Source organism: Pseudomonas sp. 05N36 (genome assembly GCF_056397385.1).
Window position 1 is genome coordinate 21012 of the sequence record NZ_JBFTNH010000001.1, and the last position, 26255, is coordinate 47266.

Consider the following 26255-nt stretch of genomic DNA (forward strand, 5'->3'; position numbering starts at 1 on the left):
CTCAGGCTTTGTCAGTCAGGTTTTTGCCGAGCATCCGCACCAGGATGATCGCCGCAATGTTGGCAATCACCACCGCGATCAGGCCACCGGCCGAGGCCATGCCGACGTCGAACTGCACCAGCGCCTGGTTGTAGATCAGGTAGGCGAGGTTGGTCGAGGCGTAGCCGGGGCCACCGTTGGTGGTGGTGAAGATTTCGGCGAACACCGAAAGCAGGAAGATGGTTTCGATCATCACCACCACCGCAATCGGTCGCGCCAGGTGCGGCAGGGTCAGGTGCCAGAAGATCGCGATGGGGCCGGCGCCATCCAGGCGTGCCGCTTCTTTCTGTTCCTGGTCGAGCGACTGCATGGCGGTCATCAGGATCAGGATCGCGAAGGGCAGCCATTGCCACGAGACAATGATGATGATCGACAGCAACGGATAGTGCGCGAGCCAGTCCACCGGTTGCGCGCCGAAGAGCTTCCACACGGCCGCGAGAATCCCCGACACCGGATGGAAAATCAGGTTCTTCCAGATCAGCGCGCCGACGGTAGGCATGATGAAGAACGGCGAGATCAACATCACCCTCACGATTCCGCGACCAAGGAACTCACTGGCCTCCAGCAAGGCGCTGATCAATACGCCGAACACCACGCTGATCAGCAGCACGCTGCCGACCAGCAACAAGGTGTTGGTGGCGCCCGGCAGGAAACCCGAGTCGGTCAGGAAGTAGCTGAAGTTCTCCAGCCCGACGAACGCGTTGTCGCCGGGGTACAGCAGGTTGTAGCGGATCAGCGAAAAGTACAGGGTCATGCCCAGTGGCACGATCATCCACAGCAACAACAGCGCCACTGAAGGGCTGACCAGAAACCAGCCCGGGTTGGCCAGCCGGCTTTTACGCAGCGGCGCCGGGATATCCATTTGTGCTTTGAGAGTCGAGGTATTCATGGCAATCACAACCGATTGAGAACAGGCAAATGAAGATCAATTGTGGGAGTGAGCTTGCTCCGGGCGGCGATCCGACGATAGCGATCGATCAGCCGACATGGATGTTGAATGTCATGGCCTCATCGCGAGCAGGCTCGCTCCCACAGGGGTTTCCCAGTTACTTGGGATAACCGGCGCGCTTCATTTCACGTTCGGTGGTTTGCTGGGCCGCCGCCAGGGCCTGGTCGACGGTGGTCTGGCCGATCAGCGCGGCGGAGAACAGCTTGCCGACCTGGGTGCCAACGGCCTGGAACTCGGGAATGGTCACCAACTGGATGCCGATGTAGGGCACCGGCTTGAGGGTCGGTTTGCCCGGATCGGCAACCTTCAGTGATTCCAGCGTGACCTTGGCGAACGGCGCAGCATTCATGTAGGCCGCGCTGTAGGTCGAGGCGCGAGTGCCAGGCGGCACGTTGGCGATGCCGTCCTTCTCGGCCACCAATGCGCCGTACTCTTTGGAGGTGGCCCAGGCGCTGAAGGTTTTCGCCGCGTCCTTGGCTTTGGAGCTGGTGGGGATCGCCAGTGCCCAGGAGTACAACCAGGCCGAGCCTTTGTCGGTCACTTGGTGGGGTGCGTAGGTGAAGCCGACGTGGTCGCTGACTTTGCTTTGAGTCTTGTCGGTGACGAACGAACCGGCGACGCTGGCGTCGACCCAGATCGCGCACTTGCCGCTGTTGAACAGCGCGAGGTTCTCATTGAAACCGTTGCTGGAAGCACCCGGCGGGCCGGACTTTTTCATGGTGTCGGCGTAGAAGCTCAGCGCGTTCTTCCACTCGGGACCGCTGAATTCCGGCTGCCACTTCTCATCGAACCAGCGTGCGCCGTAGGCGTTGGCGATGGTGGTGATCAGCGCCATATTCTCGCCCCAGCCGGCCTTGCCGCGCAGGCAGATACCGTACTGTTCCTGGTCGGGTTTGTTGAGTTTGCCAGCGAATTCGCCGATCTGCTCCCAGGTTGGATGCTCGGGCATGGCCAGGCCTGCGTCCTTGAACAGGTCGGTGCGGTAATAGGTCATGGAGCTTTCGGCATAGAACGGCAGGGCGTACAGCGTGCCCTTGACCGACAGGCCTTCACGTACGGAAGGGAATACGTCGTCGAGCGCATAACTGGCAGGGAGGTCCTTCATTGGTTCGAGCCAGCCCTTGGCGCCCCACAGTGCAGCTTCGTACATGCCGATGGTCAACACATCGAACTGGCCGCCCTGGGTGGCGATGTCGGTGGTCAGGCGCTGACGCAGGACGTTTTCTTCCAGTACCACCCAATTGAGCTTTATCTCCGGGTGCTCGGCCTCGAAGGTTTTCGAGAGCTTTTGCATGCGGATCATGTCGCTATTGTTGACGGTGGCAATGGTCAGGGTTTGTGCGCCAAGGCTGACGCTGCTGAGGGTCATGCAGGTGCAGGCAAGCAGAGCTTTTACAGTGGGTTTCATCGCGCACTCCTCTTCTGAGCCCTGGGGGCAGCAGAAGGACAGTTATTGTTTTTGTGTCTTCCGGAGGTAGGAAGAATCTGAGGCTGATTACAGCCCTCAACACACGCGATGACAAATCATTGGTAGCACTTGCACTGATACTATTTTGCACCTGGAAAGATCGCAGGCTACGCCAGCTCTTTGTTGGAGATGGCGCAGCCTGCGACTTTCTTTAATGTCGTCTTACCACAGTTTGACACTGTAACTGAGGACCAAGCGGTTTTCGTTGGTGTCGCGTTGGTAGTTGCTTTTGCTCATACCGTTGCGCCAGCGGGCGCTGACGTTCTTCAGCGGTCCGCTCTGGATGGTGTAGCCCAGGTCGATGTCACGCTCCCATTCCCGGCCTTCGCCGACAAATTTTTTGATCTGCGCCTGATCGCCCTTGGCGTAGCGCGTGGAGAACAGCAGCCCTGGAATGCCCACCGCAGCGAAGTCAAAATCGTAGCGGGCGTGCCAGGCGCGTTCCCTGGTTTGCGAGAAGTTGCTCAGTTGGTACTCGGTGAACAGGTAGGTGTTGCTGCCGTCGACATACGCAAACGGTGTTTCACCGTACTGCTGCTGGAAGCCACCACCGATGGAGTGTCCGGCAATCGCATACATGAAGCGCGTGCTCAACGCGCGGTTGTCGACGGTGCCGGCCAGGCCTGCACCGGCGGCGTCGGCGCTGAAATAGCGGATATCGCTTTTCAGGGTGCCGCCGCCCAGCGCCAGGCTGTGCTTGAGACCGACATAGTGCTGCTGATAAATGTCCTCGAGCTGCGCGTAGTAATAGCTACCCGTCAGCGTTGGGTTGAACCGGTAATCAGCGCCGCCAAAACGGAATTCATTGCTTTTTGCCGAGCTCTTGTAAGCGCCGTTCTGGCTGGTCAGCCCCATCTTTTCGTAGTTGGTCGATTCCCGCTGTTTGACCTGATCGATCTGCCCGCCGCGTAAGGTCAGGCCCTTGATGTCGCTCGAGCTGAGCAGGGCGCCTTCGAAGCTCTGCGGCAACACTCGGCTGGTGTTCGGTTGCAACAGCGGCAGGTCGGGCAGCAAATGGCCGACACGCAGCTCGCTCTTGGCAACGCGGGCCTTGGCGGTCAGGCCTACCTTGGAATAGCTGTCGTGGGCACGCCTGGCGTAACTCGGTTTACCCGGTTCGGCTGTGCTTTCTCGGGACAACAAACCGCTGCCGGAGCGATCCGGGCTGGAGTCGAGCTTCAGCCCAAGCATGCCGAGCGCATCCAGGCCAAAACCGACCGTGCCTTCGGTGTAGCCCGATTGCAGGTTCAGCAGAAACCCCTGGGCCCATTCATCGCGCTTGGACTGACCATCGCCTTCACGGTAGTCGCGGTTGAAGTAGTAGTTTTTCAGGTCCAGCGTGGCCTTGCTGTCCTTGAGGAATTCCGCTTCGGCGGCCATCGGCAGCAGGCTGGTGCCGCCGATCAAGGTCAAGTGCTGCATGAGTCGTGCGTTCATGGTGTTGGCTCCTGTGAGGGCTTGTTGTTGTTTTTTTGGGCATGGCTTCGCCATGGGCGCATTCAGTGGTGTCTGAAAGCGCCCTGGGTGAAGTCAGTAATGACTAAGGTGTGGGCTGCAGGTTTTCGGGTTTTGGTCGCAGCCGGTAGCCGCCGCTTGCCAGTTGTTCCAATGGACTGGCGGCTGCCAGCAATTGGCGGGTGTAGGGGTGCAAGGGATTATCGAAGACCGCTTCGCGGCTGCCGATTTCCACGATATGGCCCTGGTGCATGACCGCCACCCGATGGGCGATGCGTTCGACGGCCGCCAGGTCATGGGAAATGAACAGGCAGGCAAAGCCGTACTGCGCCTGCAAGCGCTCGAACAGTTCAAGGATTTGCTTCTGGATGGTCATGTCCAGCGCCGAAATCGGTTCGTCGGCGATCACCAGTTGCGGGTGTCGCACCAGCGCTCGACCAATGGCCACTCGCTGGCGTTGACCGCCCGACAGTTGATGGGGAAAGCGCTCCATGTACGCTTCCGACAAACCGATATCCACCAGTGTGGTGGCGACACGCTGACGTTTTTGCTCCTCGCTCAGCTCCGGCAGATGGCGCAACGGTTCGGCGAGGGTTTCGCCAATGCGCATCCGCGGATCGAGGGACGAGTAGGGGTCTTGAAAGATCATCTGGCATTGCAGCCGATGATCGCGCTGACCGGCCTTGAGGATATCGATGCCCTTGAAGCGAATCTCGCCGGAACAGGGTTTGACCAGTCCCACCAGCGCGCGGCCCAGTGTGGTTTTACCCGAACCACTGCCGCCGACCAATGCCAGGGTTTCACCCGCAGCGATGCACAGGTTGGCGCTGTGCACGGCGCGCTTGGGCTGCGCTTGACCCCAGAACCGCGCCTGACCCGGATGCTCGATACTGACACCAGTGATTTCCACCAGCGGTTTGTCGGTCGCGGGCAACGCGGCCAGCTCGCCGCGCTTGGGCAGTGCTTCGAGTAATTGGCGGGTGTAGGCGTGTTGCGGGGCCAGCAGAATGTGATTGATCGAACCTTGCTCCACGGCCTGGCCGTGGCGCATGACCACCACCTTGTGGGCGTAACGCGCCACCAGCGACAGGTCGTGGCTGATGAACAGGATCGCCGTGCCTTGCTCGCGGGTCAGCTCCAGCATCAGCTCGATCACGTCCAGTTGCGCCAGGCAGTCGAGGGCGGTGGTGGGTTCGTCGGCAATCAGCAACGCCGGGCGCAGCAGCATCACCGAGGCGAGCATGATCCGCTGGCGCATACCGCCCGAGAACTCGTGGGGATAGGCGCTCAGGCAGCGCTCGGGGTCGCTGATGCCGATGCGCGTCAGCATGTCCACGCAGCGTTGGCGAATCTGCGCCTTGTCCAGGTCGGTGTGCAGGCGCAGACCTTCGGCCATTTGCTCGCCAATGCGGATGGCCGGGTTGAGCGAAACCATCGGTTCCTGGAACACCATGCCGATTCGCGCTCCGCGGATGCCACGCCGTTGCGCACAGCTCAGCTGACTGAGGTCCTGGCCTTCGAAACGGATCGCACCGCTACAGACTTCCATCGGCAGTGGCAGCAGGCCAATCGCTGCGCGTGCGGCCATGGTCTTGCCGCTCCCGGATTCGCCCACCAGCGCGACAATTTCGCCGGGCGCGACAGTGAAACTCAGATCGTTGACCGCCAACGGCCCTTCGGCACCGGCGCGAATCAGCAGGCGGTCGACTTCAAGCAACGGTTTTTGACTGGGCATGATCAACGGCTCATTCGGGGGTCGAGGCGGTCGCGCAAGGCGTCGCCGAACAGGTTGATGGCGACCAACGCCAGGGCAATGAACAACCCCGGGAACAGGCCGAGCCAGGTGGCGTTGGCAATGTACGGGCGGCTGGCAGCGAGCATGTTGCCCCAGGTCGCCGCGGGCGGCGGAACACCCAGGCCGAGGAAGCTCAAGGCGCTTTCCGACAGCAGCGTCCAGCCGAACATGCTGGTGGCGAGCACGCACAATGGCGCGACACAATTGGGGGCGACGTGCCGATACAGCGTGTAGAACTCGCTGTTGCCGATGACCCGTGAGGCTTCGATGAACTCTCGCTCACGCAGCGACAGCACGCTGCCACGCACCACCCGAACCACCGACGGCGTGTAGGCGATGCTCAAGGCCAGAACGATGCCGTACTGGCTGGCCCCGATGATCGCCATCAAGCCCAGCGCCATCAGGATGCCGGGGAACGCCAGCAATGCATCGTTGATCATCATCAGCAGGCGATCGGTCCAGCCCCGCAGGTAACCGGCGAGCATGCCGATCACACTGCCGAAAAACAGCGCCAGGCACACCGTCAGCAAGCTGATCCACAAACTGGTGCGCGCACCAATGATCAAGCGGCTGAGCACGTCACGGCCAAACTCGTCGGTGCCTAGCCAATGCAGCGCCGAGGGGGCCTTGAGGCGCGACAGCAGATCGATTTTCAGCGGGTCGTAAGGTGTCCAGAACACACCGACCAGCGCCATGCTGATCAACAACACCAGCAACGTGCCGCCGATCAAGGCGTTTGCCGGTGGCCAGCGCAGCGGGCGACGCGCGGGCGTAGCGTTCACGGAAAGCAGGGAGACGGTCATAATTTCACCCTTGGGTCGAAGAGTGGATAGAGCAGGTCGACCAGCAGGTTGACCGCCACGTAGATGAAAGTGATCAGCAGCAGGCAGCCTTGCAGCACGGGGTAGTCGCGAGCGTAGATGGCGTCGACCATCAAGCGACCGATGCCAGGCAGGGTGAACACCGTTTCCAGTACCGCGATGCCGCCCAGCAAATTGCCGAGGATCAGGCCGATCAAGGTCCAGGTTGGCGCAAAGGCATTCGGCAGTGCGTGGCGCCACAGTACCGCGCGTTCCGACAAGCCCTTGGCTCTGGCGTGGGCGATGTATTCCAGCCGCAGCACCTCGATGGTGCTGGCCCGGGCCATCCGGGTTATGGCGCCCAATTCCACCAGCGTCAGGGTGACAATCGGCAGCACCAGATAGGTCACGGCTTCAGCGGGGTTCTGGGCGAACGGCACATAACCCACCACGGGCAGCCAGTTGAGCTTGATCCCGAACGCGTAGAGCAACAGCAAACCGAGCCAGAAACTGGGAATCGACAGCAACAGGGTTGCGCCGGTGACCAGCCCGAGGTCCAGCGCGCTGTCCTGTTTCCAGGCCGCGAACAGGCCTGCTGGAACGGCAATCAACGCCGCCAGCAGCACCGCCACCAGCACGATGCTGGCGCTGACCGAGAAACGGTCGAGGATCAGTTCGAGCACCGGTTGTTTGCTGGTGATCGACACGCCGAGGTCGCCACTGAGCACCGACTGCAACCAATACGCGAACTGCACGCCGATCGAGTGATCCAGCCCCAATGCCGCGCGGGTGCTGGCCAGGCTTTGCGGGTCGGCCATATCGCCGAGCATCAGCAGCGCCGGGTCGCCGGGGATGAAGCGGATCAGCGCGAACACCACCACGGAGATCAGCAACAGGGTCGGCACCGACAGTGCCAGGCGTTGAGCGATAAATCGCAACATGATCGATCTCCTAGTCGGCCAGTTTCACGCCCCACAGGCGCGGTTTGGCGATGGGCCAGGAGCGGTAACCTTCGACCCGATCCTGAAAGGCACCGACGGTGCTACCGTTGTACATCACCACCATCGGTACATCGGCAAGCATCTGTTGGTGCAACTGATCGAACAGGGCCTGACGTTTGACCGGTACGATTTCGCGCATGGACTCAAGCATCCAGCCCTGCGCCAGGGGGTTGTCCCAGACCTTGCGGGGTTGCTGGTTCTTGTCGCCCATCACCGACTCGAAGTTCAGCGCCGCGTCGAAGCGCGCCGAATAGGAGAACGCCATGATCTGGTACGCACCGCTCTGGTAGCGCTCCAGTTGCGTGCCCCATTCGAGGGTTTCGATATCGATGTTCAACCCGGCTGCCTGGGCCATGGCCTGGCTCAGTACGGCCATGTCGAACACGCTCTGGTAGCGTTTGTTGGTGATGATTTTCAGCGGCTGGCCGTTGTAACCGGCTTCCTTGAGCAGGCGCTTGGCTTCTTCGATGTTGGCTTTGTAGCCCTGTTTCTGAACGGTTTTGTGGTACGGGCTGGTGTCTGGCACCACCGAGTTGTTGGCGTGGGACGTGCCTTCGGTGAGTGCCTGGACCATTTGTTCGCTGTCCAGCGACAGTGCGATGGCACGTCGGATACGCACGTCCTTGAGCAGTGGGTCGCGGGTCTGGAACAGCAGGGCGTTGAGCGACATGTTGGCGCTGCTGGAGGTCTTGATGCCTGGCAAGGCGCCAAGTTCGTGGGCGTCCATCACCGTGACATCCGGCAGCACATCGACGCCTTTGGATTGCAACGCGGCTTTGGCTGAAGCGGCATCAGGGATGACCATGAAGCGCAGGTTATCGATAAACGCCTGCTTGTTGCCGGTGTAGCCGTCGGTGGCTGTCTCCGGACGGGCGCTGTAGTCGGTAAAGCGTTGCAGGTCGACGTATTGCCCCGGTTTCCATTCGACGAGCCTGAACGGCCCGGTGCCGATCGGTGCTTGCCACTTGCCGTTCGCATCGACGGAGGAGCGGTGCAGGATGCCGGTACCGCCGCAATCGGAACGGGCCATCTGTGCGAGGAACAGGCCATTGGGTTTGTCCAGCGTGAAGACCACGGTCAACGGATTCGGCGCGCTGATGTCGGCGACTTTCGCCACCCCGCGGCCATCGAAGTCTGCAAGACAACGCCATTGGGTTTGTGGGTCGAGATAGCGTTTCCAGGTCCACAGCACGTCGACGGACGTGAGGGCGGCACCGTTATGAAACTTCACGCCGTCACGCAGGGTGAAACGGTACTCCAGGCCATCGGCCGACACCTCGACCTTGCTGGCCAGCAGCGTGCCGACCGAGGCGTCTTCGCGGTAAGCCACCAGGCCTTCGACGATGTGCAGCACCACCGCGTCGGTGTTTTCATCGCGATTGACGCCGGGATCGGTGCTGCGGATGTCCGCATTGAGGGCCACCCGCAGAGTGCTGGCGGCTTCGGCGCTGAGACTGCCAAGAACGAAACTGCTGAACCCTAGCGTCAGGGCGATACGAGTGAATGTATGCACGGGAGTGATTCTCCATAGGCGGTTTGCGACGGTGAGAGCCGGCAGGCGTCGCAAACCGTTAGTTGTTTATTGTCATTGTTCTTGTCGTGCCGCCCGCAGGGCAGGGTGTCGCGTGAGTTACTTGAGGTAGCGGTTGATGTCGCCCTCCATGGCCAGCGAATAGGCAGTGAATTCGCGGTTCACGGCCGGCAGCGGTGCGACTTCCATCAGCCCCTTGGCCGGACGCATCACCACCATGGCCACGGTGGCCGACAGGTTGCCGGCCATGTTGGAAAGTGGTGGACGACACACCGCCCACGGCGTGCCGAAGTCATCGAAGAAGGCTTTTTTCAGGTGCTCGGCGGTCAATTGCCCGGGTGTTTCGCTGAGGATTTGCCGCACCCGCACGTCGCGATAGAGGCTTTCCGGAACGCTGTTCAAGCCGGCTTCACGCAACTTGCCCAATGCCACCGGGCTCTGCCAATGGTTGGCGTGTACGAGCAACCCCTGTTCGGCCTGAATCGGGAAGACTTCATCCGGGGCGCATTCAAAGTTGATCGCATAGCCGCCAGCGTGACTGAGCATCATGTTGTTGGAGGTGGATTTGGCCGTGGTGGCGACCACCTTGATCGACAGCGCAAAATGCGCGGCCTCCAGCGCCTTGCGTCGAATGAATGGCAGTGGCACGCCGACCTGGGTGTAGTCGCGTTCGGACTCCAGGTAGTTGGCGGTAATCGCGGTGCCGATCGAGTTCAAGCCGTTGCGGGCCAGGCCGCCGGCTTCGGTGAAGGTCAGTACATCCGGGCCGTCTTCGCGCAGGACTTTCAGCACAATGGCGCTCTCGGCACATTCCGCGCGCCAGTCCCAGTTTTGTCCGTGAATCACTTCGTTGGCGGCCGATGCTGTCGGCAGAATCACCGCGCCAGTGCAGCCATCCGGATCTGGCAGGCGAGCCTTGCGTCGGCCCAGCTGGATGATCTCGGTGCGGGCGTTGATCAGCACGATGGCTTCGAAATCGCAGCCTGCACCCTCGGCGATACCGCGCATTTCCTGAGCGTATTCCGGTTCGAATGCTTCGATGCCGGGCACGAACTCATTTGCAAAGCCACGGATGTCGGCCCAGGTGTAACCCATCTTCAGCAGTTGGACAGAGTAGATCTCGATGCTTTTGTGAATGCGCTGACTGACCGCTTGACCGTATTGGAAACCGCGGTCGAAGGGGGTGCCGCTGATCTCGACGAGAGGGAAAGGGGAGTGGCTCATAGTTGGCAATCTCATGTTTTTTGTTTGTGTTGGGTACAAGAGTTGCCGGATATAAACGGGCTGTCAATGCTTTTGGATGACCAATAAAACCTTGCTGTGGGAATCCTACGGCGGGCTATCGGCTGCGTTATGTGCGCAAAGGCCCTGTTTGTCGGTGGTGTAGCGATGTTTAAAACGTGTCGCCTGCTGTGTTGTTTATATTCTGTGTATTTAGCTTTCGTAAAAATCGGAAAGGTCCTGCTTTTTGTACGTATGAGTGACGAAGGACGTTGCCCTGTAGCGCGTGCGGTAAAAACACCGGGCTGTGATGATTTGGTGGTTGTCCGCAGCGTTCCAGTCACGCTAATGTCGCCTGACCCAGGCGCAGGCAGACGATGCGCGCAGGGATGCACACTCATTGTTTGATCGAGGATGGAAATGGAATCCGCAGAAATCCTGGTCCTCCAGGCCAGCTACACCAACCCGATACACGCCGAAGCGATCAGTCTGGTTCTGAATCACTACGCTGAAGACCCGATGGGCGGCGGCACACCGTTATCGGCCGATGTCTTGCAGCAACTGCCCGGCGAACTGGCCAAGCGACCTCATGCGTTCAGTGTCCTGGCGTTCGTTCACGGGGAGCCTGCCGGGCTGGTGAATTGCTTCGAAGGTTTTTCGACCTTTGCTTGCCGTCCACTGGTCAATGTCCATGACGTAATGGTGGTCGGAAAATTTCGCGGGCTGGGCCTGAGCCAGAAAATGCTGCAAAAGGTCGAGGACATTGCCCGTCAGCGCGGCTGCTGCAAAATCACTCTGGAAGTGCTGGAAGGCAACGCGGTTGCACAGGGTTCCTATAGCAAGTTCGGGTTTTCGGCGGGGATGTTCGATCCCGCTCATGGCCGCATGCTGTTCTGGATCAAGTCGCTTTAGAAAAGAACGGCGCTTCTGAGGGGAGTGCACATCAATGCTGCGCAGAAAGCGGGGGCTGGAACCAGCCCCCGAAGAGATTACGGCTTGGTGGTTGAAGCAAGCAACAGGCGCAGTTGCGCGACCTGCTCGAGCAGTCGTTCGCGTTCGGCTTTGAGCTGGCGCAATTCGTCACGACGAATCGTCACGTAGAGAGTCTGTGGGGGTTGTACGTTTACTACGGTGCCCATTGCTCACCTCGCAAATGGCGTGTCACATCGGTGGTCGGATTGCTCTGGAGCCACGGCCGAACCACTGTCGGCGCCGATTCTGGTTTCTTTTTATTATTTATGGAACTTTTTTATTTTTTGCGGTCCCTGTGTCTTCGCCAACGTTTGGGACGTTATCCCTATAGCTCGGGCAAATCGTCCGGAAACTATGTTGCAGCGCTCTGGACTAACCTTAATCAGGCTCATTGCGCTATAACCTTTGGCACACCTTTATTTGTAGTAAGGAGCATCAGCACATGCAACTGGGGATTATCGGACTGGGCCGCATGGGCGGCAACATTGCGCGGCGCCTGATGCTCAATGGGCACACCACTGTGGTCTATGACCGTAACACCGCGTTCGTTGACACCCTGAGTGCAGAGGGCGCCACTGGCGTTGCGGACTTGCCGGCACTGGTCGCGGCACTGGATAAACCCCGAGCGGTCTGGGTCATGCTGCCAGCAGGCGCGCCGACCGAAGAAACCATCGACACCCTGAGCCAGTTGCTGGACGCCGGCGATGTGATCATCGATGGCGGCAACACCTTCTATAAGGACGATATCCGCCGCGCGAAAACCTTGTCGGAAAAGGGCCTGAAGTACATCGATGTCGGCACCTCCGGCGGAGTCTGGGGGCTGGAGCGCGGTTACTGCATGATGATCGGCGGTGACGCTGACGTGGTTGATCGCCTCGATCCGCTGTTCGACGCATTGGCGCCAGGCCTGGGTGATATCCCGCGGACCAAGGACCGGGTTGCCGAAGATGATCGTGCCGAGCGTGGCTACATTCATGCTGGCCCTGCAGGTTCCGGGCACTTCGTGAAGATGATTCATAACGGCATCGAATACGGGATGATGCAGGCATTTGCCGAAGGTTTCGACATCCTCAAGACCAAAGCCTCGGAGAATCTGCCGGAAGATCAGCGCTTTGATCTGAACGTGGCCGATATCGCCGAAGTCTGGCGTCGTGGCAGCGTCGTCTCGTCCTGGTTGCTGGACCTGACGGCCGATGCCTTGGCCAGCGATCCGAAACTCGATGGCTACTCCGGTGCCGTGGCTGACAGCGGCGAAGGTCGCTGGACCATCGAAGCGGCCATGGAACAATCGGTGCCGGTGCCGGTATTGTCCAACTCGCTGTTTGCCCGTTTCCGTTCGCGCCAGCAAAGCACTTATGGCGACAAGCTGCTGTCGGCCATGCGCTTCGGCTTTGGCGGCCATGTCGAGACGCCGAAAAAATGACCTCGATCCGCAAGAAATCCAAGGCACACCCCGCACCACCTACCACGCTGTTCCTGTTCGGTGCTCACGGCGACCTGGTGAAGCGCTTGCTGATGCCGGCGCTGTACAACCTCAGTCGTGACGGTTTGCTCGGCGATGGATTGCGGATCATCGGTGTCGACCACAATGCGATCAGCGACGCGGACTTCGCCAAAAAGCTTGAAGACTTCATTCGCGCCGAGGTGGCCAACAAGGTCGGCCATGACTCTCTGGACCCGGTGCTCTGGGCCAAACTGGCCAAGGGCATCAGTTATGTCCAGGGCGATTTTCTCGACGACAGCACCTATCAGGCGCTCGGCGCAAAAATCGCCGAGAGTGGGACCGGCAACGCGGTGTTCTATCTGGCCACCGCGCCGCGCTTTTTCAGTGAAGTGGTGCGTCGTCTGGGCTCGTCCGGGCTGCTGGAAGAGGGTGACGACGCCTTCCGTAGGGTCGTTGTCGAGAAACCCTTCGGCTCCGATCTGCACACCGCCGAAGCGTTGAACGCATGCTTGCTCAAGGTCATGACGGAGAAACAGATTTACCGGATCGACCATTACCTGGGCAAGGAGACCGTGCAGAACATTCTGGTCAGCCGGTTCTCCAACAGCCTGTTCGAAGCGTTCTGGAACAACCATTACATCGACCACGTACAAATCACCGCCGCAGAAACCGTTGGTGTCGAAACCCGTGGCAGTTTTTATGAGCACACGGGGGCGCTACGGGACATGGTGCCTAATCACCTGTTCCAGTTGCTGGCGATGGTTGCGATGGAACCGCCGGCAGCCTTCGGTGCCGATGCGGTGCGTGGTGAAAAAGCCAAGGTGGTGGGGGCGATTCGTCCCTGGTCCACCGAAGAGGCGCGAGCCAATTCGGTACGCGGTCAGTATGTTGCCGGTGAAATCGCCGGCAAGCCGTTGGCCGGTTACCGCGAAGAACCCAATGTCGCGCCAGACAGCACGACGGAAACCTTCGTTGCGCTCAAGGTGATGATCGACAACTGGCGTTGGGTCGGCGTGCCGTTCTACTTGCGCACCGGCAAGCGCATGAGCGTACGCGACACCGAGATCGCCATCTGCTTCAAGCCTGCGCCCTACGCGCAGTTTCGCGACACCGAAGTCGATGAGTTGCAGCCGACTTACCTGAGGATCCAGATTCAGCCCAATGAAGGCATGTGGTTCGACCTGCTGGCCAAGCGTCCGGGACCTGCGCTGAACATGGCTAACATCGAGCTGGGTTTTGCCTACAAGGATTACTTCGAGATGCAGCCGTCCACTGGGTATGAAACCTTGATCTACGACTGCCTGACCGGTGATCAGACGCTGTTTCAGCGCGCTGACAATATCGAAAATGGCTGGCGCGCGGTTCAGCCGTTCCTCGATGCCTGGAAAGAAGACGCCAGTGTGCAAACCTATGCTGCGGGCGAAAATGGCCCGGATGCGGCTGATCAGTTACTGGCCCGCGACGGCCGCGTCTGGCACAGCCTCGGATAAGCCAGGTATTCATTTACACAAAAAACCTGTGGGAGCGAGCCTGCTCGCGATGACGGTGTGTCAGGCAACATCTAAGTTGACTGACAATCCGCTATCGCGAGCAGGCTCGCTCCCACAGGGTAAGTGTTACAACCAGTAGCTCACCGTATACCAGCCCAGTACGCCCATCACCACGGTGTACGGCAATGCCATCCAGACCATGCGGCCGTAAGACAGCCGAATCAGCGGGGCGATTGCCGAGGTCAGCAAAAACAGGAACGCTGCCTGACCATTGGGTGTTGCCACGCTGGGCAGGTTGGTGCCGGTATTGATGGCAATCGCCAGCGTTTCGAAATGCTCGCGGCTCATATGGCCGGAGATGAATGCCTGTTTCACCTCGGTGATGTAGATCGTCGCCACGAACACGTTATCGCTGATGGCCGACAACACGCCATTGGCGATAAACAACATGCCCGGTTGCTGATCTGCCGGCAGGGACAGCACCCACTGGATCAGCGGCGTGAACAGTTGCTGATCGTGAATCACTGCCACAACGGCGAAGAACACCACCAGCAAGGCGGTAAACGGCATCGCATCCTTGAAGGCATTGCCGATCCGGTGCTCTTCGGTAATGCCGGTGAACGCCGTGATCAAGACGATCACCATCAAGCCGATCAGCCCGACCTCGGCAATGTGAAACGCCAACCCGGCAATCAGAATCAGTGCGGCCGCGCCTTGTACCAGCAGTGCTGCGCGTTGGCGGGCGGTGCGTTCGGCGTTGTCCTGTGCCGCATAGTTGGCCAGCACCACGCGAACGTTGTCTGGCAACAAGGTGCCATAACCGAACCAGCGCAGTTTCTCCAGCAACACACAGGTCGCCAGGCCCGCTACCAGTACCGGCAGCGAAACCGGGGCGACCTTCAGAAAGAAGTCTGCAAAGTGCCAGCCCATTTCATGGCCGATCAGCAGGTTCTGCGGCTCACCCACCAGGGTGCAGACACCCCCGAGCGCGGTGCCTACGGCGCCGTGCATCAGCAGGCTGCGCAGGAATGAACGGAACTGTTCAAGGTCTTCGTGATGCAGGACCGGCAGGTTCTGATCGTCGCTGAATTCGCTGTCCTGCCGCGGATCGTTGCCCGACGCCACGCGGTGATAGACCGAGTAAAACCCTACGGCCGCACTGATGATCACGGCGGTCACTGTCAACGCATCGAGAAACGCCGACAAGAACGCCGACAGAAAACAGAACATCAGCCCCAGCAGTGCCTTGGAGCGAACCCCAAGCAATAGCCGCGAAAACAGGAACAGCAGCAGGTCTTTCATGAAGTAAATGCCCGCCACCATGAACATCAGCAGCAGGATCACCGGAAAGTTATGCTGCAGCTCCTCATACAGCGCTTCAGGCGTGGTCATGCGCAACAGCAGTGCTTCGACCATCAACAGGCCACCCGGCATCAGTGGGTAGCACTTGAGCGCCATGGCCAGGGTGAAAATGAACTCTGCCACCAGCAACCAGCCCGCGGCCACCGGACCTGCCGTCCACAGCACCAGCGGGTTGAGAATCAGGAAGGCGAGAATGCTCGCCTTGTACCAGCGCGGTGAATGCCCGAGGAAATTGTGCGTGAACGCCTGGGCCATTGAGCCGGACATCAGTTGCTCCTTCTATCAAGAAGCGCGCAACTTGCCGTAACAGTCCCGGAAGATCAAGCTCTTGAGTTTCATTATCAATCGGTGATGGCGCACCTGCATCGCAACAATGGCGAAGCACTACCCCAGATAGCGCGCCAATACCGCCCGGTAGTGGCCATCCAGCGAGTAGCCGCTCACCACAATTCGCCCGTCAGCCTGCACGGCCAGTGAGGTTGCCGTGTCCAGGCTACGTCCCAGACGGGTACGAACATAGCCTTGGCCATTGGCGAAGTGGCGATCCAGGCGTCCGTCCGGGAGATACCGCGCCAAAAGAAAATCCGCTGCAATACCACCAACGGTTGCACCGACACTTAGCACCCGGCCATCGGCGAGAACCTGAGCCGCTGTCCATTGGCAGCCGCTGTTACCTATTTCGATGAGCCGCGCGTGACCGCTATTGCAATGAGTGTCCGGCCGTCCATTTTTGCGCACGATCAGCGACAGGCATTGCATCGGGTCGCGACTGCTACCGAAACACTGCAGGCGCCCATCCGTTTGCTCGATCACCTGACTCACCTGGGCGCTGCGGCCCTGAATCTTGAAGCTTAAAAAACCGTCTTCAGCAAAGTCTTCGTCCAGCCGGCCGGTGCTGTCGAAGCGTGCCAGCAAACCTTCCTGCGGCAGATTGATGGAGCCAGCGACCACAATCTGACCATCCGCCTGCACCAGGAGACTGCTCAGCCAGGTATTCATCAGCAAGTGCCTGACCATGACAAACCCATGGCCGTTGAATGTCTCGTCCAGCGTTCCGTCCGGATTGAGTCGTATCAGGATGCCGACGTGGTCCGCGAATTCGTAGTGATGGTTGGCCAACAGCAGGATTCGACCATCGGCCTGCACCTGGAAGTCGCAGGCTTCGGCCCCCGGCACGCCTGGCGGTAACCAGTCGTCACGCAGGCCCCGGGACAGATCACCGGGCAAACGCACGATCTGTACCCCCCGGTCGCCAAATTGCAGGACCGGGCGTCCATCCGAGTCAAACATAGCCAGTGCAGGGAGCGTACGGTGGGGGCTTTCGTAATGCAGACCGGATAACAGGATTCGTCCGTCGGAGAGTTCCTTGACCTTGCCTCCTGTGGCTTCGAAGCCGCTTTCGAACTGTCCGGTAATGCTGCCGTCCATGCCGAAGCTCCGATCTGCTGAGCCATCCTCAAGTAAGCGGGCCAGCCCATAACAGTAACCGTCCCAGGCTCCGACCTTGGCCACGACCAGCAAGCGGCCCATTGAATCGACCGCGACATCGTTGGCCATGCTCGAAAGGCTGCCCGCGAACTGCAGCCAGGCCTTGCCGGATGATGCAAAACTCGAGTCGAGTTGTCCCGCTGTGCCGAGCGGGGCTGCGAAGGCAAAAGTGTTATGGATGGGCATGTCGCATCTCCTTGCGAGTCGACCGGATCCAGAACCGTGGAGGAAGACTTTGAAAGAAATATTCAATCCCGAATTGATGCAATGTACAACGGTCAGGAATAACAGACGGAGCGTCGTTCTGTGCCAGAACAATGTCTTTGCGAACCGGCGAAAAGTTGGTCTGGCGAGTACGACCGTCTATCGCAATAAGGCATCAACCGAGAGGGTCGAAGAAGAGCGGATATCTTGAGATGTATCGATAAAAAAGTGCGGATCACGGGGTAGTGATCCGCACTTTTCGTTTACTGCGGCATTGTCCAGGATTGCAACTGATAGCCTTCTTCGCTCAATTCGGCGCGAACCTGTTCCAGCAAGGATGCAAGTTGGGCCGGGTCGGTATAGGCGCTGCTCGGGATCTGTTTGCGGCCGATAGGGGTGCTGGTACGGTCGATGACGGTCAGGCTGAGTTCGCCGGTGCCGTCCTGTGGAGCCCAGGCCACGCATTGGAAGGGGGTAAATGCGCGGTCGGCAATCAAAAGAGCTTCGTTGATACGGAGCGGGGCGTTCATGGGGGTCTTCTCTCGTCTGTGCCCAATCAAGTGATGTGCCGTCGGTTGGGCTTACCGTTCGGCTGGTTACTTGTACTGATGCGCGCAATGGGGGGGCGGGTCACACACATTCAAAAGAATTTTCAACTTTCTTTTATAACGGCAGCGGCAAGGGGCGCATTGAAAGCTGGATGAAAGGTTCAAGCGTGTCGGGGAGCTAATAAGGGCATGTTTTATAACGTAAACGACGTTGACCTTATTATTAAACGATACAAGGCCGCGTCAAGATCTTGCTAACGTTACATTCACGGGCGCCAAACGACTGTTTCTAATAAATTTTCCAATTTTTGGCGCCAAGGAACAGTCATGATCGAAACGCCCGCATTGCGACGTTTGCTAGTGGTTGATCCGTGTGACGACTGCCATCGCTTATTACCCGGCCTGCGTACGATCGGCTGGGATGTCGACAGTTGTACCCTGGAGAACGCTTCCCATCGTTCCTGTGATGTCGGCCTGCTGCGCCTTAAACCTGTTCATTTCGAGCGTCCTGAAGCCGTCAAGGAACTGATCAGCCGTAGCGGCACTGAATGGATCGCTGTTCTCAACCAGGAGGTCCTGCGGTTGCAGAATGCCGGCGATTTTGTCTGCGAATGGTTTTTCGATTTCCATACCTTGCCGTTTGACGTCTCCAGAGTTCAAGTAACCCTTGGGCGGGCATTCGGCATGGCGCGTTTGCGCGGTCAGGGCACGATTCACGTCCACCAGCCCGAACACGAACTGCTGGGCGATAGCCGGCCGATTCGTGAACTGCGCAAATTGCTGAGCAAATTGGCGCCTACCGAGTCGCCGGTGTTGATTCGAGGGGAAAGTGGTACCGGTAAAGAGCTGGTCGCCAGAACCTTGCACCGTCAGTCGCAACGCCACAGTAAACCGTTTGTCGCGATCAATTGCGGGGCGATTCCCGAGCATCTGATTCAGTCCGAGCTGTTTGGTCACGAAAAGGGCGCTTTTACCGGTGCACACCAACGTAAAGTCGGACGCATAGAAGCAGCCAATGGTGGCACCCTGTTTCTGGATGAAATAGGTGATCTGCCCCTTGAACTGCAAGCTAACCTGTTGCGTTTCCTGCAGGAAAAACACATTGAACGGGTGGGTGGCAGTCAACCGATTCCCGTGGATGTCCGGGTCTTGGCAGCCACTCACGTGGACCTGGAAGCTGCGATCGAGGCCAAGAGTTTTCGCGAGGACTTGTACTACCGGCTCAACGTCCTGCAGGTGGTCACTGTGCCGCTACGCGAGCGTCACGGCGACCTGGCTTTGCTGGCCAACCATTTTTCCCACTTCTACAGCCAGGAAACCGGACGTCGGCCGCGCAGCTTCAGCGAAGACGCGCTGATTGCCATGGGCAAGCACGACTGGCCGGGCAATGTCCGTGAGCTGGCGAACCGGGTGCGCCGTGGGTTGGTGCTGGCGGAAGGCCGGCAGATCGAGGCGCGGGACCTGGGGTTGATTGGTCAACAGGTGATTACCACACCAATGGGCACCCTCGAAGACTACAAGACCCGCGCCGAACGCCAGGCATTGTGCGACGTATTGAACCGCCACAGTGACAACCTCAGCGTAGCCGCCCGAGTACTGGGCGTTTCCCGGCCGACTTTTTACCGATTGCTGCACAAGCACCAGATCCGCTAGGGCGCGGAGAAACGAAAAGGCCCGCTGCGATTGACGTCGCAGCGGGCCTTTTCCTTGTGTGGCGTTTAGAAGTAGTACGGGAATTTCAGGCTGAAGGAGAAGGCCGGTGCGTCCTGGGTCAAGCCGATGGCGAGGTTGGGGACTATCGTCAGTTTGTCGGTTGCCGCCATGGTCAGGCCGATGTTGAAGTTGGCAGCGTTGTAGTCGCTGTCCGGAATTGATTGCCAGTCCTGGCCGCTGGGTTTGACTTTGCTTTTGCGGGCGAATTGGTCGGAAAACGAAAACGACATACTCATTTTCTCGTTCAAGGCAAACGCAATGCCGGCGCCGATCTGCCAGGAATCTCCGAGTTTCACGTCTCCCGGGACGGTGGAATTTACAGTGGGGCTGATATCGCTGAAGGAATCCTGCATGTTGTAGGTATAGGACAGGCTGCCGAAGAGCACGGCAGGGTCGAAGGTCTTGACCAGCGAGATACCCGGGGTAATCGACCAGACACCGTTGCCGGTAGGGAGTGACTGAGGTACCGACAAATTGTCGTTGCCCGGGTCCTTGATCAGCTTGATTCCGTACGGATTTTTGCCGGTCGGCGCCTTGATTCGCAGAGTGGCGACTGCGTCGGGCAGGTTTTCCGATTCATCCAGGAACTTGTAGGCAATACCAAAGTTGACATCGCCTATGGTCGGATCGCGCTTGACGGTGGCGTCGGATGAGACCGGGGCTGCGCCTCCTGCACCACCAGAAGAGTATGTCGATTCTCGATAGACGACCGGAACGTTGATGTCGAACTGCCAACGTTGCGCCACGTTGTAGCGGCCTGTCAGGTCCAGGGTCCAGTTGTCGGCCTTGATGCGGTCAATGTTGATGTTGCCGAGAAAAATCGAGTCAAGGGCCAGAAAGCCATTGAGCACCAATGCACGGGTGTCATAGTGGGTATAAGTCATGCCCGTTTCGAAACTGAACTTGCCACCACCGAAGAAGCCGCTGGCTTCGTCATACAGGTTGGACACGCTTTGCGCAGGTCCCGAGTCGTCCTTGAGCGACTGCCCATACGAACTGGTCCCTGGGGCACCCGTGGCCACGGTCTTGGCGCCTGCGGTCTTCTCGGCAGGGGAGCGGGTCAGGCGCTTGGGAGCAGGTGTTGCTGGTGTTTCTTCGACTTGTTTAACGCGCTGCTCAAGTACCATCAGCGCGTTTTGTTGTGCTTCGTAACGCTGTTTCAGCTCCATGAGTTCTTGTTTTAAGGCTTCTACCTGGGGGTCCGGTGCTGCTTGCAGCAAAGTGGCCGGGACCAAGGTACTCAAACAAACGACAGCTCTGAACGTAAAAGATCTGTGCATGGGTTTGTCGTCCCTTCTGACTACATTCGATGAGACTCAGCGTAGATCAGTATCCTAAAGTGCGTAGTCCTTTTAGTTGGTCCAGACTGCAGTCCAGCGCCCCGACGGTCGGCAGGTTATTGCGCAGGACAACATTGAGGGACGTCAGGTTGTTCACCTGGTTTCCTCCGCCGAGCAAGGTCGCGTTCTGCATCAGGCCGCCCTGGGCAAGGCGTTGCACGGTACTGCCCTGATTGTTGTTGGCCTGGATGTTCAACTGCACGCCAGCGTTACTCGACGACATACTGAAGGTGCCGGCACCGTTGGACGCAGACAGGGTCGTACCGGCGGCCAATGGCTGGCCCTGGGTATCCATTTGTGGTGCCTGGTTGGCTTCTTTGACGTCGATGGCGACATTGTTGTAGGCGCTGTTGTAGTCGCCAGCGGCGCGCACGACCTGGGTTACGCCCTGGGTGGTGCTGAGGCCGGCGCCGCCGCTGACATTGCCGGAACCCTGGGAGACCGGTGAACCATCACCTTTCTTGTCGATCATCGACACATAGAACTGTGGCTTGATGGTCGATTCCTGAATCTGCATCGAGGAGGTTGCCCCGATCACTTCGCCGCTGGCATTTTGCCAGGTACTGGTCATGACAATCCCGAAGCTGATGATCCGGCCCGGCATGACATACCGGCCGCGAAGGGTCGCCAACTCCTGATCCTTGAGTTCAATCGGTTTGAACGTGAGTGCTTGTGTTGGCAGGCTGGCGGCCAGGCAAACGACGGCCAGCCAGTATGGAGTCTTCATTGGATACTCCCGGAGCTTCGTGCTCCCTTGTCATTAGAAAAAGTCGCTCTGGATGAATCCGAAATCCATCAATTCCGTGTCCCGCACCGGGCTGAAGGTGTTGATGCGGTTCTTGGCGGTCAGTGGCAAAGGTGGATCGCGCAAGACGTTGGTCTTGTCATAGCCCTGGCCTATGACGGCGAAGATGATGCCGTTCCAGCCTTTGACAAAGTCGTCGAACTTGAAGCGTCTGTGACCGAGTACCGGATCACCGATATACACCCAGTCTTTCTCCGCTTTTTGCATGACCACGAAGTGCTTGTAGCCGCGGATGTCCATGAGCACGATCACCGGAATGGCGACGCTCGTCAGAGTTTCCGGCGTTACCCGATAACCACGGGCCCGCATGCCGATACTTTCAACGTAACGCTTCATGTCGAGCATGGAGAAGCCCTGGACGCGGACCAGATTCTGGTCAGCGTGAGCCAGCATGCCTTCGATGATTTGTGCCTCGGTTACGTCCAGCCAATAGGCCTGGCGCAATACGGTCGCCAGGGAAGCTGCACCGCAACTGAAGTCGGTTTTCTGTTGGACCAGGTCGGCAAATTTGCGCTCACGCATGCTTTGGACCGGTTTGAAAACGACCGCTCCGCCGGGCAAGACGGAAAGCGGCATTTGTCCCGCTTCGCTCAGGCCAGCCAGAAAAACCAGGAACGCCAGGGCGAAAATGCGCATGATCGGTAGCCCTCGTGCAAGAGTGAAAAAAAGCCCCCCGAAGGGGGCTCTCCAGGCTCTGGAGCTAGGTTTACAGGCAGGTTCTGCAACCGGATGCAATGGACAGCGAGTTGCTTTGCTGGTTGCCAGCACCAGCAGCCACGTTGACGCCCAGGTTGCCACTGCCACCATTCACCGAACCGTTCAGGTTGGCAGTGTTGGTCACAGGGTTTGCCCAGCCAGTTGGGGTCAGCACTTGCCAGGACACGGTGTTGCTCAAGTCAAAGGCGCTGGACTCGCTGAAGCTTTGCGACTTATCTTTCGATTCACTGCCAGAAGCGGCGAACGATGCGCTGCCAGATGCGTCGCGCGATGCACTGCTAGATGCGCTGCGCGATGCGCTGCTCGATGCGCTGTGCGATTTGTCGATCGATGCGGCGAGGGATGCGTCGATATCGGCGTCGAAAGCCGCGCTGCTGCTGCTGGTGTGCCAGCCATGAGTCCTGCTGGCGCTAACATCCACGTCCACGTTCACATCCAGATTAGCTTTCACAGCAGCATGCGAAGCAGCGGCGCTGGCAGAGGCGCTGGCAGAGGCGCTGGCAGATTTCGTAGCTTCGTGCGTAGCAAAGGCGGTATCCAAACGCTTGGTAAAGTCCGAAGCAGAGTGCGATTTGGATGCCTCTGTGAAAGACTCATGACCGCTGGCTGAGACGGTACGCGACAGTGTATCCACGCGGTATGTCCGATCGGCCCCGTTTTCCACCCTCAGGCCTGGGCCTGATTGATCGGCACTCGCGGTTGCAGTAGCGTGCTTGCCGCCAGACACAGCGATCGCCATGGTGTTTTTCTGTTGGTTAAGGTCGCCAGCAGCCATGTTGATGCCCATGTTGCCGCTGCCGCCGTTGGCCGAACCGCTCATATTGGCGCTGTTGTTGGTGGATTGGTTGTCGACATAGTTGTTGCTTTGGGTTTGGGTGACCTTGGCGGTTGCCGCCACAGACCCAAAGACAAACGAGCCGTCACCGCTGGCAATGGCGGCAGCGTTGTCTTGTTGGTTGCCGTCGCCTGCTGCAACGTTGACACCCACGTTACCGGAGGCGCCCGTGGCCGAGTTATTCATGTTGGCAGTGTTTTTAGTCCCTTCATTGCTGATGTAGTTGCCAGTGCTGGTTTGTTTATCTGTGGCATTGGCAGTGGCGCCGGCATTGGTGGTGTCTTTTGGATTTACCTGATGACGATGATGATGCTCGTCATCACGCTGGCCAGCTTGTACAGCAATAGCCATTACCGCAGCGATTGCGAAAACCAGAGGCTTGAGTGCCATTGAGGGTTTCATGCTGATTCTCCGTACTTTATTTTTAGGTTAAGTGTTGTTTTTTTACCTTTTGGGTCAATCCGCGACCCGTACGCTCAGGGTGTTGGCCGTTCGGTTTCCCACCCCGGCGCTCTGATTCAACTGGATCACCCCACGGCTACCGGTGAAGGCCTGGTCGCTGATAGCGACCTGGCGATGGCCAGGAGTAGGATCCGTTGAATCGGAGCTGTTGAGCAGCGCCACGTTCTGTTGCTTGAGGACGCTGTCGTCGATACTTTGCGGCGTAGCACTGATGCTTATCCGCAGGGCGTTGGCTTGCTGATTGCTGGCGCCCGAACTCTGGTTGACCCCCAGTACGCCATTGCCGTTACTGAAGGCGTTGCCTTTAATGGCTGACTGGGCATCGATCCTGGGATCGACCTGAGTACGCAACCGTTGGCGAATCTGCGTGGTGGCGCTGGCGTCGGTGTCAATGGCGATGGCACGGGCGTTGGCCTGTTGTTGCTGATCCCCTGCAGCCTGGTTGACCGAGAAGTTGCCCTGGTACTGACTGCCGGAGTTGTCGATGGTGGCCATATCGATGACAGGCGGTTGGGCAAAGGTCGGCGCACTGCAAAACATGGCCAGAATCAGCAGAGTGCGATTCATTTCATCGTCCCCCCGATAACATTCAGACTGCCCAGGCCTTGCTGGATGGTGCCGTTGATCCTGTTGGCAACACCGTTGCCGGAGCCTGCGGAATGTCCTGCGGACAAGCCGGGCAGCTGTGACTGACCGTTGATGTTGCCGCTCAGCGTGCCGGTGGCTTGATTGATCGTGCCGGCGATGCTTGCACCGCTGCTGATGCCGGAAATGTCACTGTCCGACAGTTCATTGGTTGCACTGATGACTTGTTTGGACGGGTTGGCATTGACGGTCAGGGGGTTGGGGTCGGGAACCATGGGGCGGCGAGTCGCGTTACGCGTTTGTACTTCCCGCTGGATGACAATGATCCCATCGGCGGCCTGGACAGGCAGACTCATGACAGAGCTGAACGCACATCCGATCAGCAAGAGGTGGATAAAGCCTTTATCAATTGTCTCCACGTCGGCACTCCCTCTTCTTTTTTTGCGCTGGCTCTGGTCAGCGTTGTGAAGGAGAGAGCAGAAGCTGTGCCGCTTTTTATTTATTGATTTAATTCAATACGTTATGGGGTAGGGCAGGCAGGGGGATGTTTGAGCTGTATCAACCGTGAGACAGTGCCCGCCATCGCGAGCCGGCCTCATTGGTCGAAAAGCTCTAAATCAAGTGTTTGCGGGCGAGTGTACCAATGACTTAACAGTCAGCATGACAAGAGGATGAAGGCCGTTGATAGGGCTGTTACACGGCACTGGAGTGTTTCAAGAACGGACACATGCCCCCTCAAATACAGGTGCTTTCACGGCGTTAGCAATTGCTCCACTGCCGCAAAGGCCTGACGACGGCGCTCGGCCCAATCGCCGTTGATGACCTGCAGTCTTTGCTGGTGTTGTTCCAGCCAGGCTTTTGTCGCGTTGAAGAACGCCAGGCGCTGGTTCAGATCCGGTTGGCAGCGTTGGCCGTCATCCGTCCAGTCCACCACCTCAGGGGAAAGCAACAAGTGCAAGTCATAGTGCCTTGCCAGCAGCGCGTCTTCGATCCAGGCGGGGCATTCGCCAAACAGGGTTTGGCTCCACAACACATTGCTTAACAGGTGCGTGTCGAGAATCAGCAGCGCGGGGCGCTGGGCTCGGGCGCTGTCTTCCCAGGCCATTTGACCACGGGCAATCTGCGGGATATCGGCAAGGCAGGTATCACGCGGGTTCTGTTCGATGAAGTAACGTACGTATTCGCCCACCAGCAACCCACCAAAGTGGCGTTGAAGCTCTGCCGATAACCAGCTTTTGCCACTGGACTCCGGGCCGGTGAGTACCAGGACCTTCATGCGCGCAACGCCGGATCGGCCTGCCATTCGCGCCAGCCTTGCACGGCGATCAGCGTAAACAGGCCATAGAGCGCAGCCGTCAGGTACAAGCCCTTGTAGATAAACAGCCCGACGAAAATCACATCGACGGCAATCCACAGCGGCCAGCATTGCAGGCGTTTTTGCGCCATCCACAATTGCGCTACCAGACTGAAACCGGTCAATGCTGCGTCCAGCCAAGGCTGCGCGGCATCGGTCCAATGAGCCATGGCCGCGCCCAGCAGCAAGCTGCCGACAGCACCGACGGCCAACCCTGCCCACATCGAGCGTCCATCCAGTTGCGTGACTTGCCGTCCATGTTGCGCTTCGCCGGCACGGGTCCATTGCCACCAGCCATAGAGCTGCAAGCCGGCGTAAATCACCTGCAGCAGCATGTCCGAATACAGCTTTACCTCGAAGAAGATCCAGCTATAGAGCAGCACCATGACCAGTCCGATCGGCCAGCACCAAGGGTTCTGTTTGACCGTTAACCAGACGGCAATCACGCCGAGTGCGGCGGCAAACAGTTCAAGCCCGGACATGGCGGATCCTTGGTGAAGTTGAAAAGGGCGCCGATTGTAACGCAGGCGGCCCTAATGCCAGTCAGTCAAGTGAACGCAAGGTTCGAAACAGCAACGATCGAATGTGGGAGCGAGCCTGCTCGCGATAGCGGTGGATCAGTCGACATTGGTGTTGAATGTTATGCCGTCATCGCGAGCAGGCTCGCTCCCACAGGG

24 protein-coding genes are annotated in these 26255 nt (G+C 58.8%); 4 read left to right on the forward strand and 20 right to left on the reverse strand.

Annotated elements, in window-relative coordinates; all coding sequences use genetic code 11:
- Window position 1: 1 nt before the first annotated feature.
- From AC1DIH_RS00135 to AC1DIH_RS00170, 8 genes are all read right to left on the reverse strand, one after another.
- A complete protein-coding gene (locus AC1DIH_RS00135; protein ID WP_054597529.1) occupies window positions 2-928 on the reverse strand; it encodes a carbohydrate ABC transporter permease in 927 nt (308 codons plus the stop codon).
- Window positions 929-1085: 157 nt separating this feature from the next.
- Entirely contained in the window at window positions 1086-2396 is a 1311-nt protein-coding gene (locus AC1DIH_RS00140; RefSeq protein WP_427527977.1) for an ABC transporter substrate-binding protein, read from the reverse strand.
- Window positions 2397-2618: 222 nt separating this feature from the next.
- Window positions 2619-3893, reverse strand: a complete 1275-nt coding sequence (locus AC1DIH_RS00145) for an OprD family porin (protein ID WP_477770139.1) — start codon at window positions 3891-3893, stop codon at window positions 2619-2621.
- Window positions 3894-3996: 103 nt separating this feature from the next.
- A complete protein-coding gene (locus AC1DIH_RS00150) occupies window positions 3997-5646 on the reverse strand; it encodes an ABC transporter ATP-binding protein (protein WP_477770140.1) in 1650 nt (549 codons plus the stop codon).
- Window positions 5647-5648: 2 nt separating this feature from the next.
- Entirely contained in the window at window positions 5649-6509 is an 861-nt protein-coding gene (locus AC1DIH_RS00155) for an ABC transporter permease (RefSeq protein ID WP_477770141.1), read from the reverse strand.
- On the reverse strand, window positions 6506-7447 hold the full coding sequence (locus AC1DIH_RS00160; protein ID WP_477770142.1) for an ABC transporter permease: 942 nt from the start codon (window positions 7445-7447) through the stop codon (window positions 6506-6508). Before AC1DIH_RS00160 ends, AC1DIH_RS00155 begins: the two co-directional genes overlap by 4 nt.
- A gap of 10 nt (window positions 7448-7457) precedes the next feature.
- Window positions 7458-9020, reverse strand: a complete 1563-nt coding sequence (locus tag AC1DIH_RS00165) for an ABC transporter substrate-binding protein (RefSeq protein WP_477770143.1) — start codon at window positions 9018-9020, stop codon at window positions 7458-7460.
- A 117-nt stretch (window positions 9021-9137) separates the two neighbouring features.
- On the reverse strand, window positions 9138-10262 hold the full coding sequence (locus tag AC1DIH_RS00170) for a C45 family autoproteolytic acyltransferase/hydolase (protein ID WP_477770144.1): 1125 nt from the start codon (window positions 10260-10262) through the stop codon (window positions 9138-9140).
- A gap of 417 nt (window positions 10263-10679) precedes the next feature.
- Between AC1DIH_RS00170 and AC1DIH_RS00175 the strand changes: the two genes are divergently transcribed.
- Entirely contained in the window at window positions 10680-11171 is a 492-nt protein-coding gene (locus AC1DIH_RS00175; RefSeq protein WP_477770145.1) for a GNAT family N-acetyltransferase, read from the forward strand.
- A 77-nt stretch (window positions 11172-11248) separates the two neighbouring features.
- Here AC1DIH_RS00175 and AC1DIH_RS00180 read toward each other — a convergent pair whose 3' ends face one another.
- The gene (locus AC1DIH_RS00180; protein ID WP_477770146.1) at window positions 11249-11398 is read right to left on the reverse strand and encodes a DUF6026 family protein; all 150 of its coding nucleotides are present in this window, start codon (window positions 11396-11398) and stop codon (window positions 11249-11251) included.
- A 251-nt stretch (window positions 11399-11649) separates the two neighbouring features.
- Between AC1DIH_RS00180 and gnd the strand changes: the two genes are divergently transcribed.
- Window positions 11650-12654, forward strand: a complete 1005-nt coding sequence (gene gnd / locus AC1DIH_RS00185) for a phosphogluconate dehydrogenase (NAD(+)-dependent, decarboxylating) (protein ID WP_477770514.1) — start codon at window positions 11650-11652, stop codon at window positions 12652-12654.
- On the forward strand, window positions 12651-14165 hold the full coding sequence (gene zwf / locus AC1DIH_RS00190; RefSeq protein ID WP_477770147.1) for a glucose-6-phosphate dehydrogenase: 1515 nt from the start codon (window positions 12651-12653) through the stop codon (window positions 14163-14165). Before gnd ends, zwf begins: the two co-directional genes overlap by 4 nt.
- 126 nt (window positions 14166-14291) lie before the next feature.
- Here the strand turns inward: zwf and nhaB are convergent, their stop codons facing one another.
- The 3 genes from nhaB to AC1DIH_RS00205 form a co-directional block, all read right to left on the reverse strand.
- Window positions 14292-15794 (reverse strand): sodium/proton antiporter NhaB, encoded by a 1503-nt coding sequence (gene nhaB / locus AC1DIH_RS00195; protein ID WP_477770148.1) that lies wholly within the window; start codon window positions 15792-15794, stop codon window positions 14292-14294.
- Window positions 15795-15911: 117 nt separating this feature from the next.
- The gene (locus tag AC1DIH_RS00200; RefSeq protein ID WP_477770149.1) at window positions 15912-17201 is read right to left on the reverse strand and encodes an NHL repeat-containing protein; all 1290 of its coding nucleotides are present in this window, start codon (window positions 17199-17201) and stop codon (window positions 15912-15914) included.
- Window positions 17202-17482: 281 nt separating this feature from the next.
- Window positions 17483-17749, reverse strand: coding sequence for a hypothetical protein (locus AC1DIH_RS00205; RefSeq protein ID WP_427527952.1), 267 nt, complete (start codon window positions 17747-17749; stop codon window positions 17483-17485).
- A 345-nt stretch (window positions 17750-18094) separates the two neighbouring features.
- On the opposite strand from AC1DIH_RS00205, the gene AC1DIH_RS00210 reads away from it, so the two are divergent.
- On the forward strand, window positions 18095-19420 hold the full coding sequence (locus AC1DIH_RS00210) for a sigma-54 dependent transcriptional regulator (RefSeq protein WP_477770150.1): 1326 nt from the start codon (window positions 18095-18097) through the stop codon (window positions 19418-19420).
- A 65-nt stretch (window positions 19421-19485) separates the two neighbouring features.
- On the opposite strand, the gene AC1DIH_RS00215 is transcribed toward AC1DIH_RS00210, so the two are convergent.
- The 8 genes from AC1DIH_RS00215 to pnuC all read right to left on the reverse strand — a co-directional run bounded on the left by AC1DIH_RS00215 (window position 19486) and on the right by pnuC (window position 26060).
- Window positions 19486-20760 carry a hypothetical protein gene (locus tag AC1DIH_RS00215; RefSeq protein ID WP_477770151.1) on the reverse strand — a complete coding sequence of 425 codons (1275 nt, stop codon included), beginning with the start codon at window positions 20758-20760 and terminating at the stop codon, window positions 19486-19488.
- Window positions 20761-20806: 46 nt separating this feature from the next.
- A complete protein-coding gene (locus AC1DIH_RS00220; protein WP_477770152.1) occupies window positions 20807-21547 on the reverse strand; it encodes a hypothetical protein in 741 nt (246 codons plus the stop codon).
- A gap of 33 nt (window positions 21548-21580) precedes the next feature.
- Window positions 21581-22261: a C39 family peptidase gene (locus AC1DIH_RS00225; protein WP_477770153.1), complete on the reverse strand. Its 681-nt coding sequence runs from the start codon at window positions 22259-22261 to the stop codon at window positions 21581-21583.
- A gap of 70 nt (window positions 22262-22331) precedes the next feature.
- Complete coding sequence (locus tag AC1DIH_RS00230) at window positions 22332-23579, reverse strand: autotransporter outer membrane beta-barrel domain-containing protein (RefSeq protein WP_477770154.1); 1248 nt, start codon at window positions 23577-23579, stop codon at window positions 22332-22334.
- Between the two features lie 54 nt (window positions 23580-23633).
- A complete protein-coding gene (locus AC1DIH_RS00235; protein ID WP_477770155.1) occupies window positions 23634-24206 on the reverse strand; it encodes an adhesin in 573 nt (190 codons plus the stop codon).
- Window positions 24203-24643, reverse strand: coding sequence for a hypothetical protein (locus AC1DIH_RS00240; RefSeq protein ID WP_477770156.1), 441 nt, complete (start codon window positions 24641-24643; stop codon window positions 24203-24205). The genes AC1DIH_RS00235 and AC1DIH_RS00240 overlap by 4 nt, the downstream gene beginning before the upstream one ends.
- A gap of 332 nt (window positions 24644-24975) precedes the next feature.
- Entirely contained in the window at window positions 24976-25500 is a 525-nt protein-coding gene (locus tag AC1DIH_RS00245) for an AAA family ATPase (protein ID WP_477770515.1), read from the reverse strand.
- A complete protein-coding gene (gene pnuC / locus AC1DIH_RS00250; RefSeq protein WP_103316511.1) occupies window positions 25497-26060 on the reverse strand; it encodes a nicotinamide riboside transporter PnuC in 564 nt (187 codons plus the stop codon). The genes AC1DIH_RS00245 and pnuC overlap by 4 nt, the downstream gene beginning before the upstream one ends.
- Between the last annotated feature and the right edge of the window lie 195 nt (window positions 26061-26255).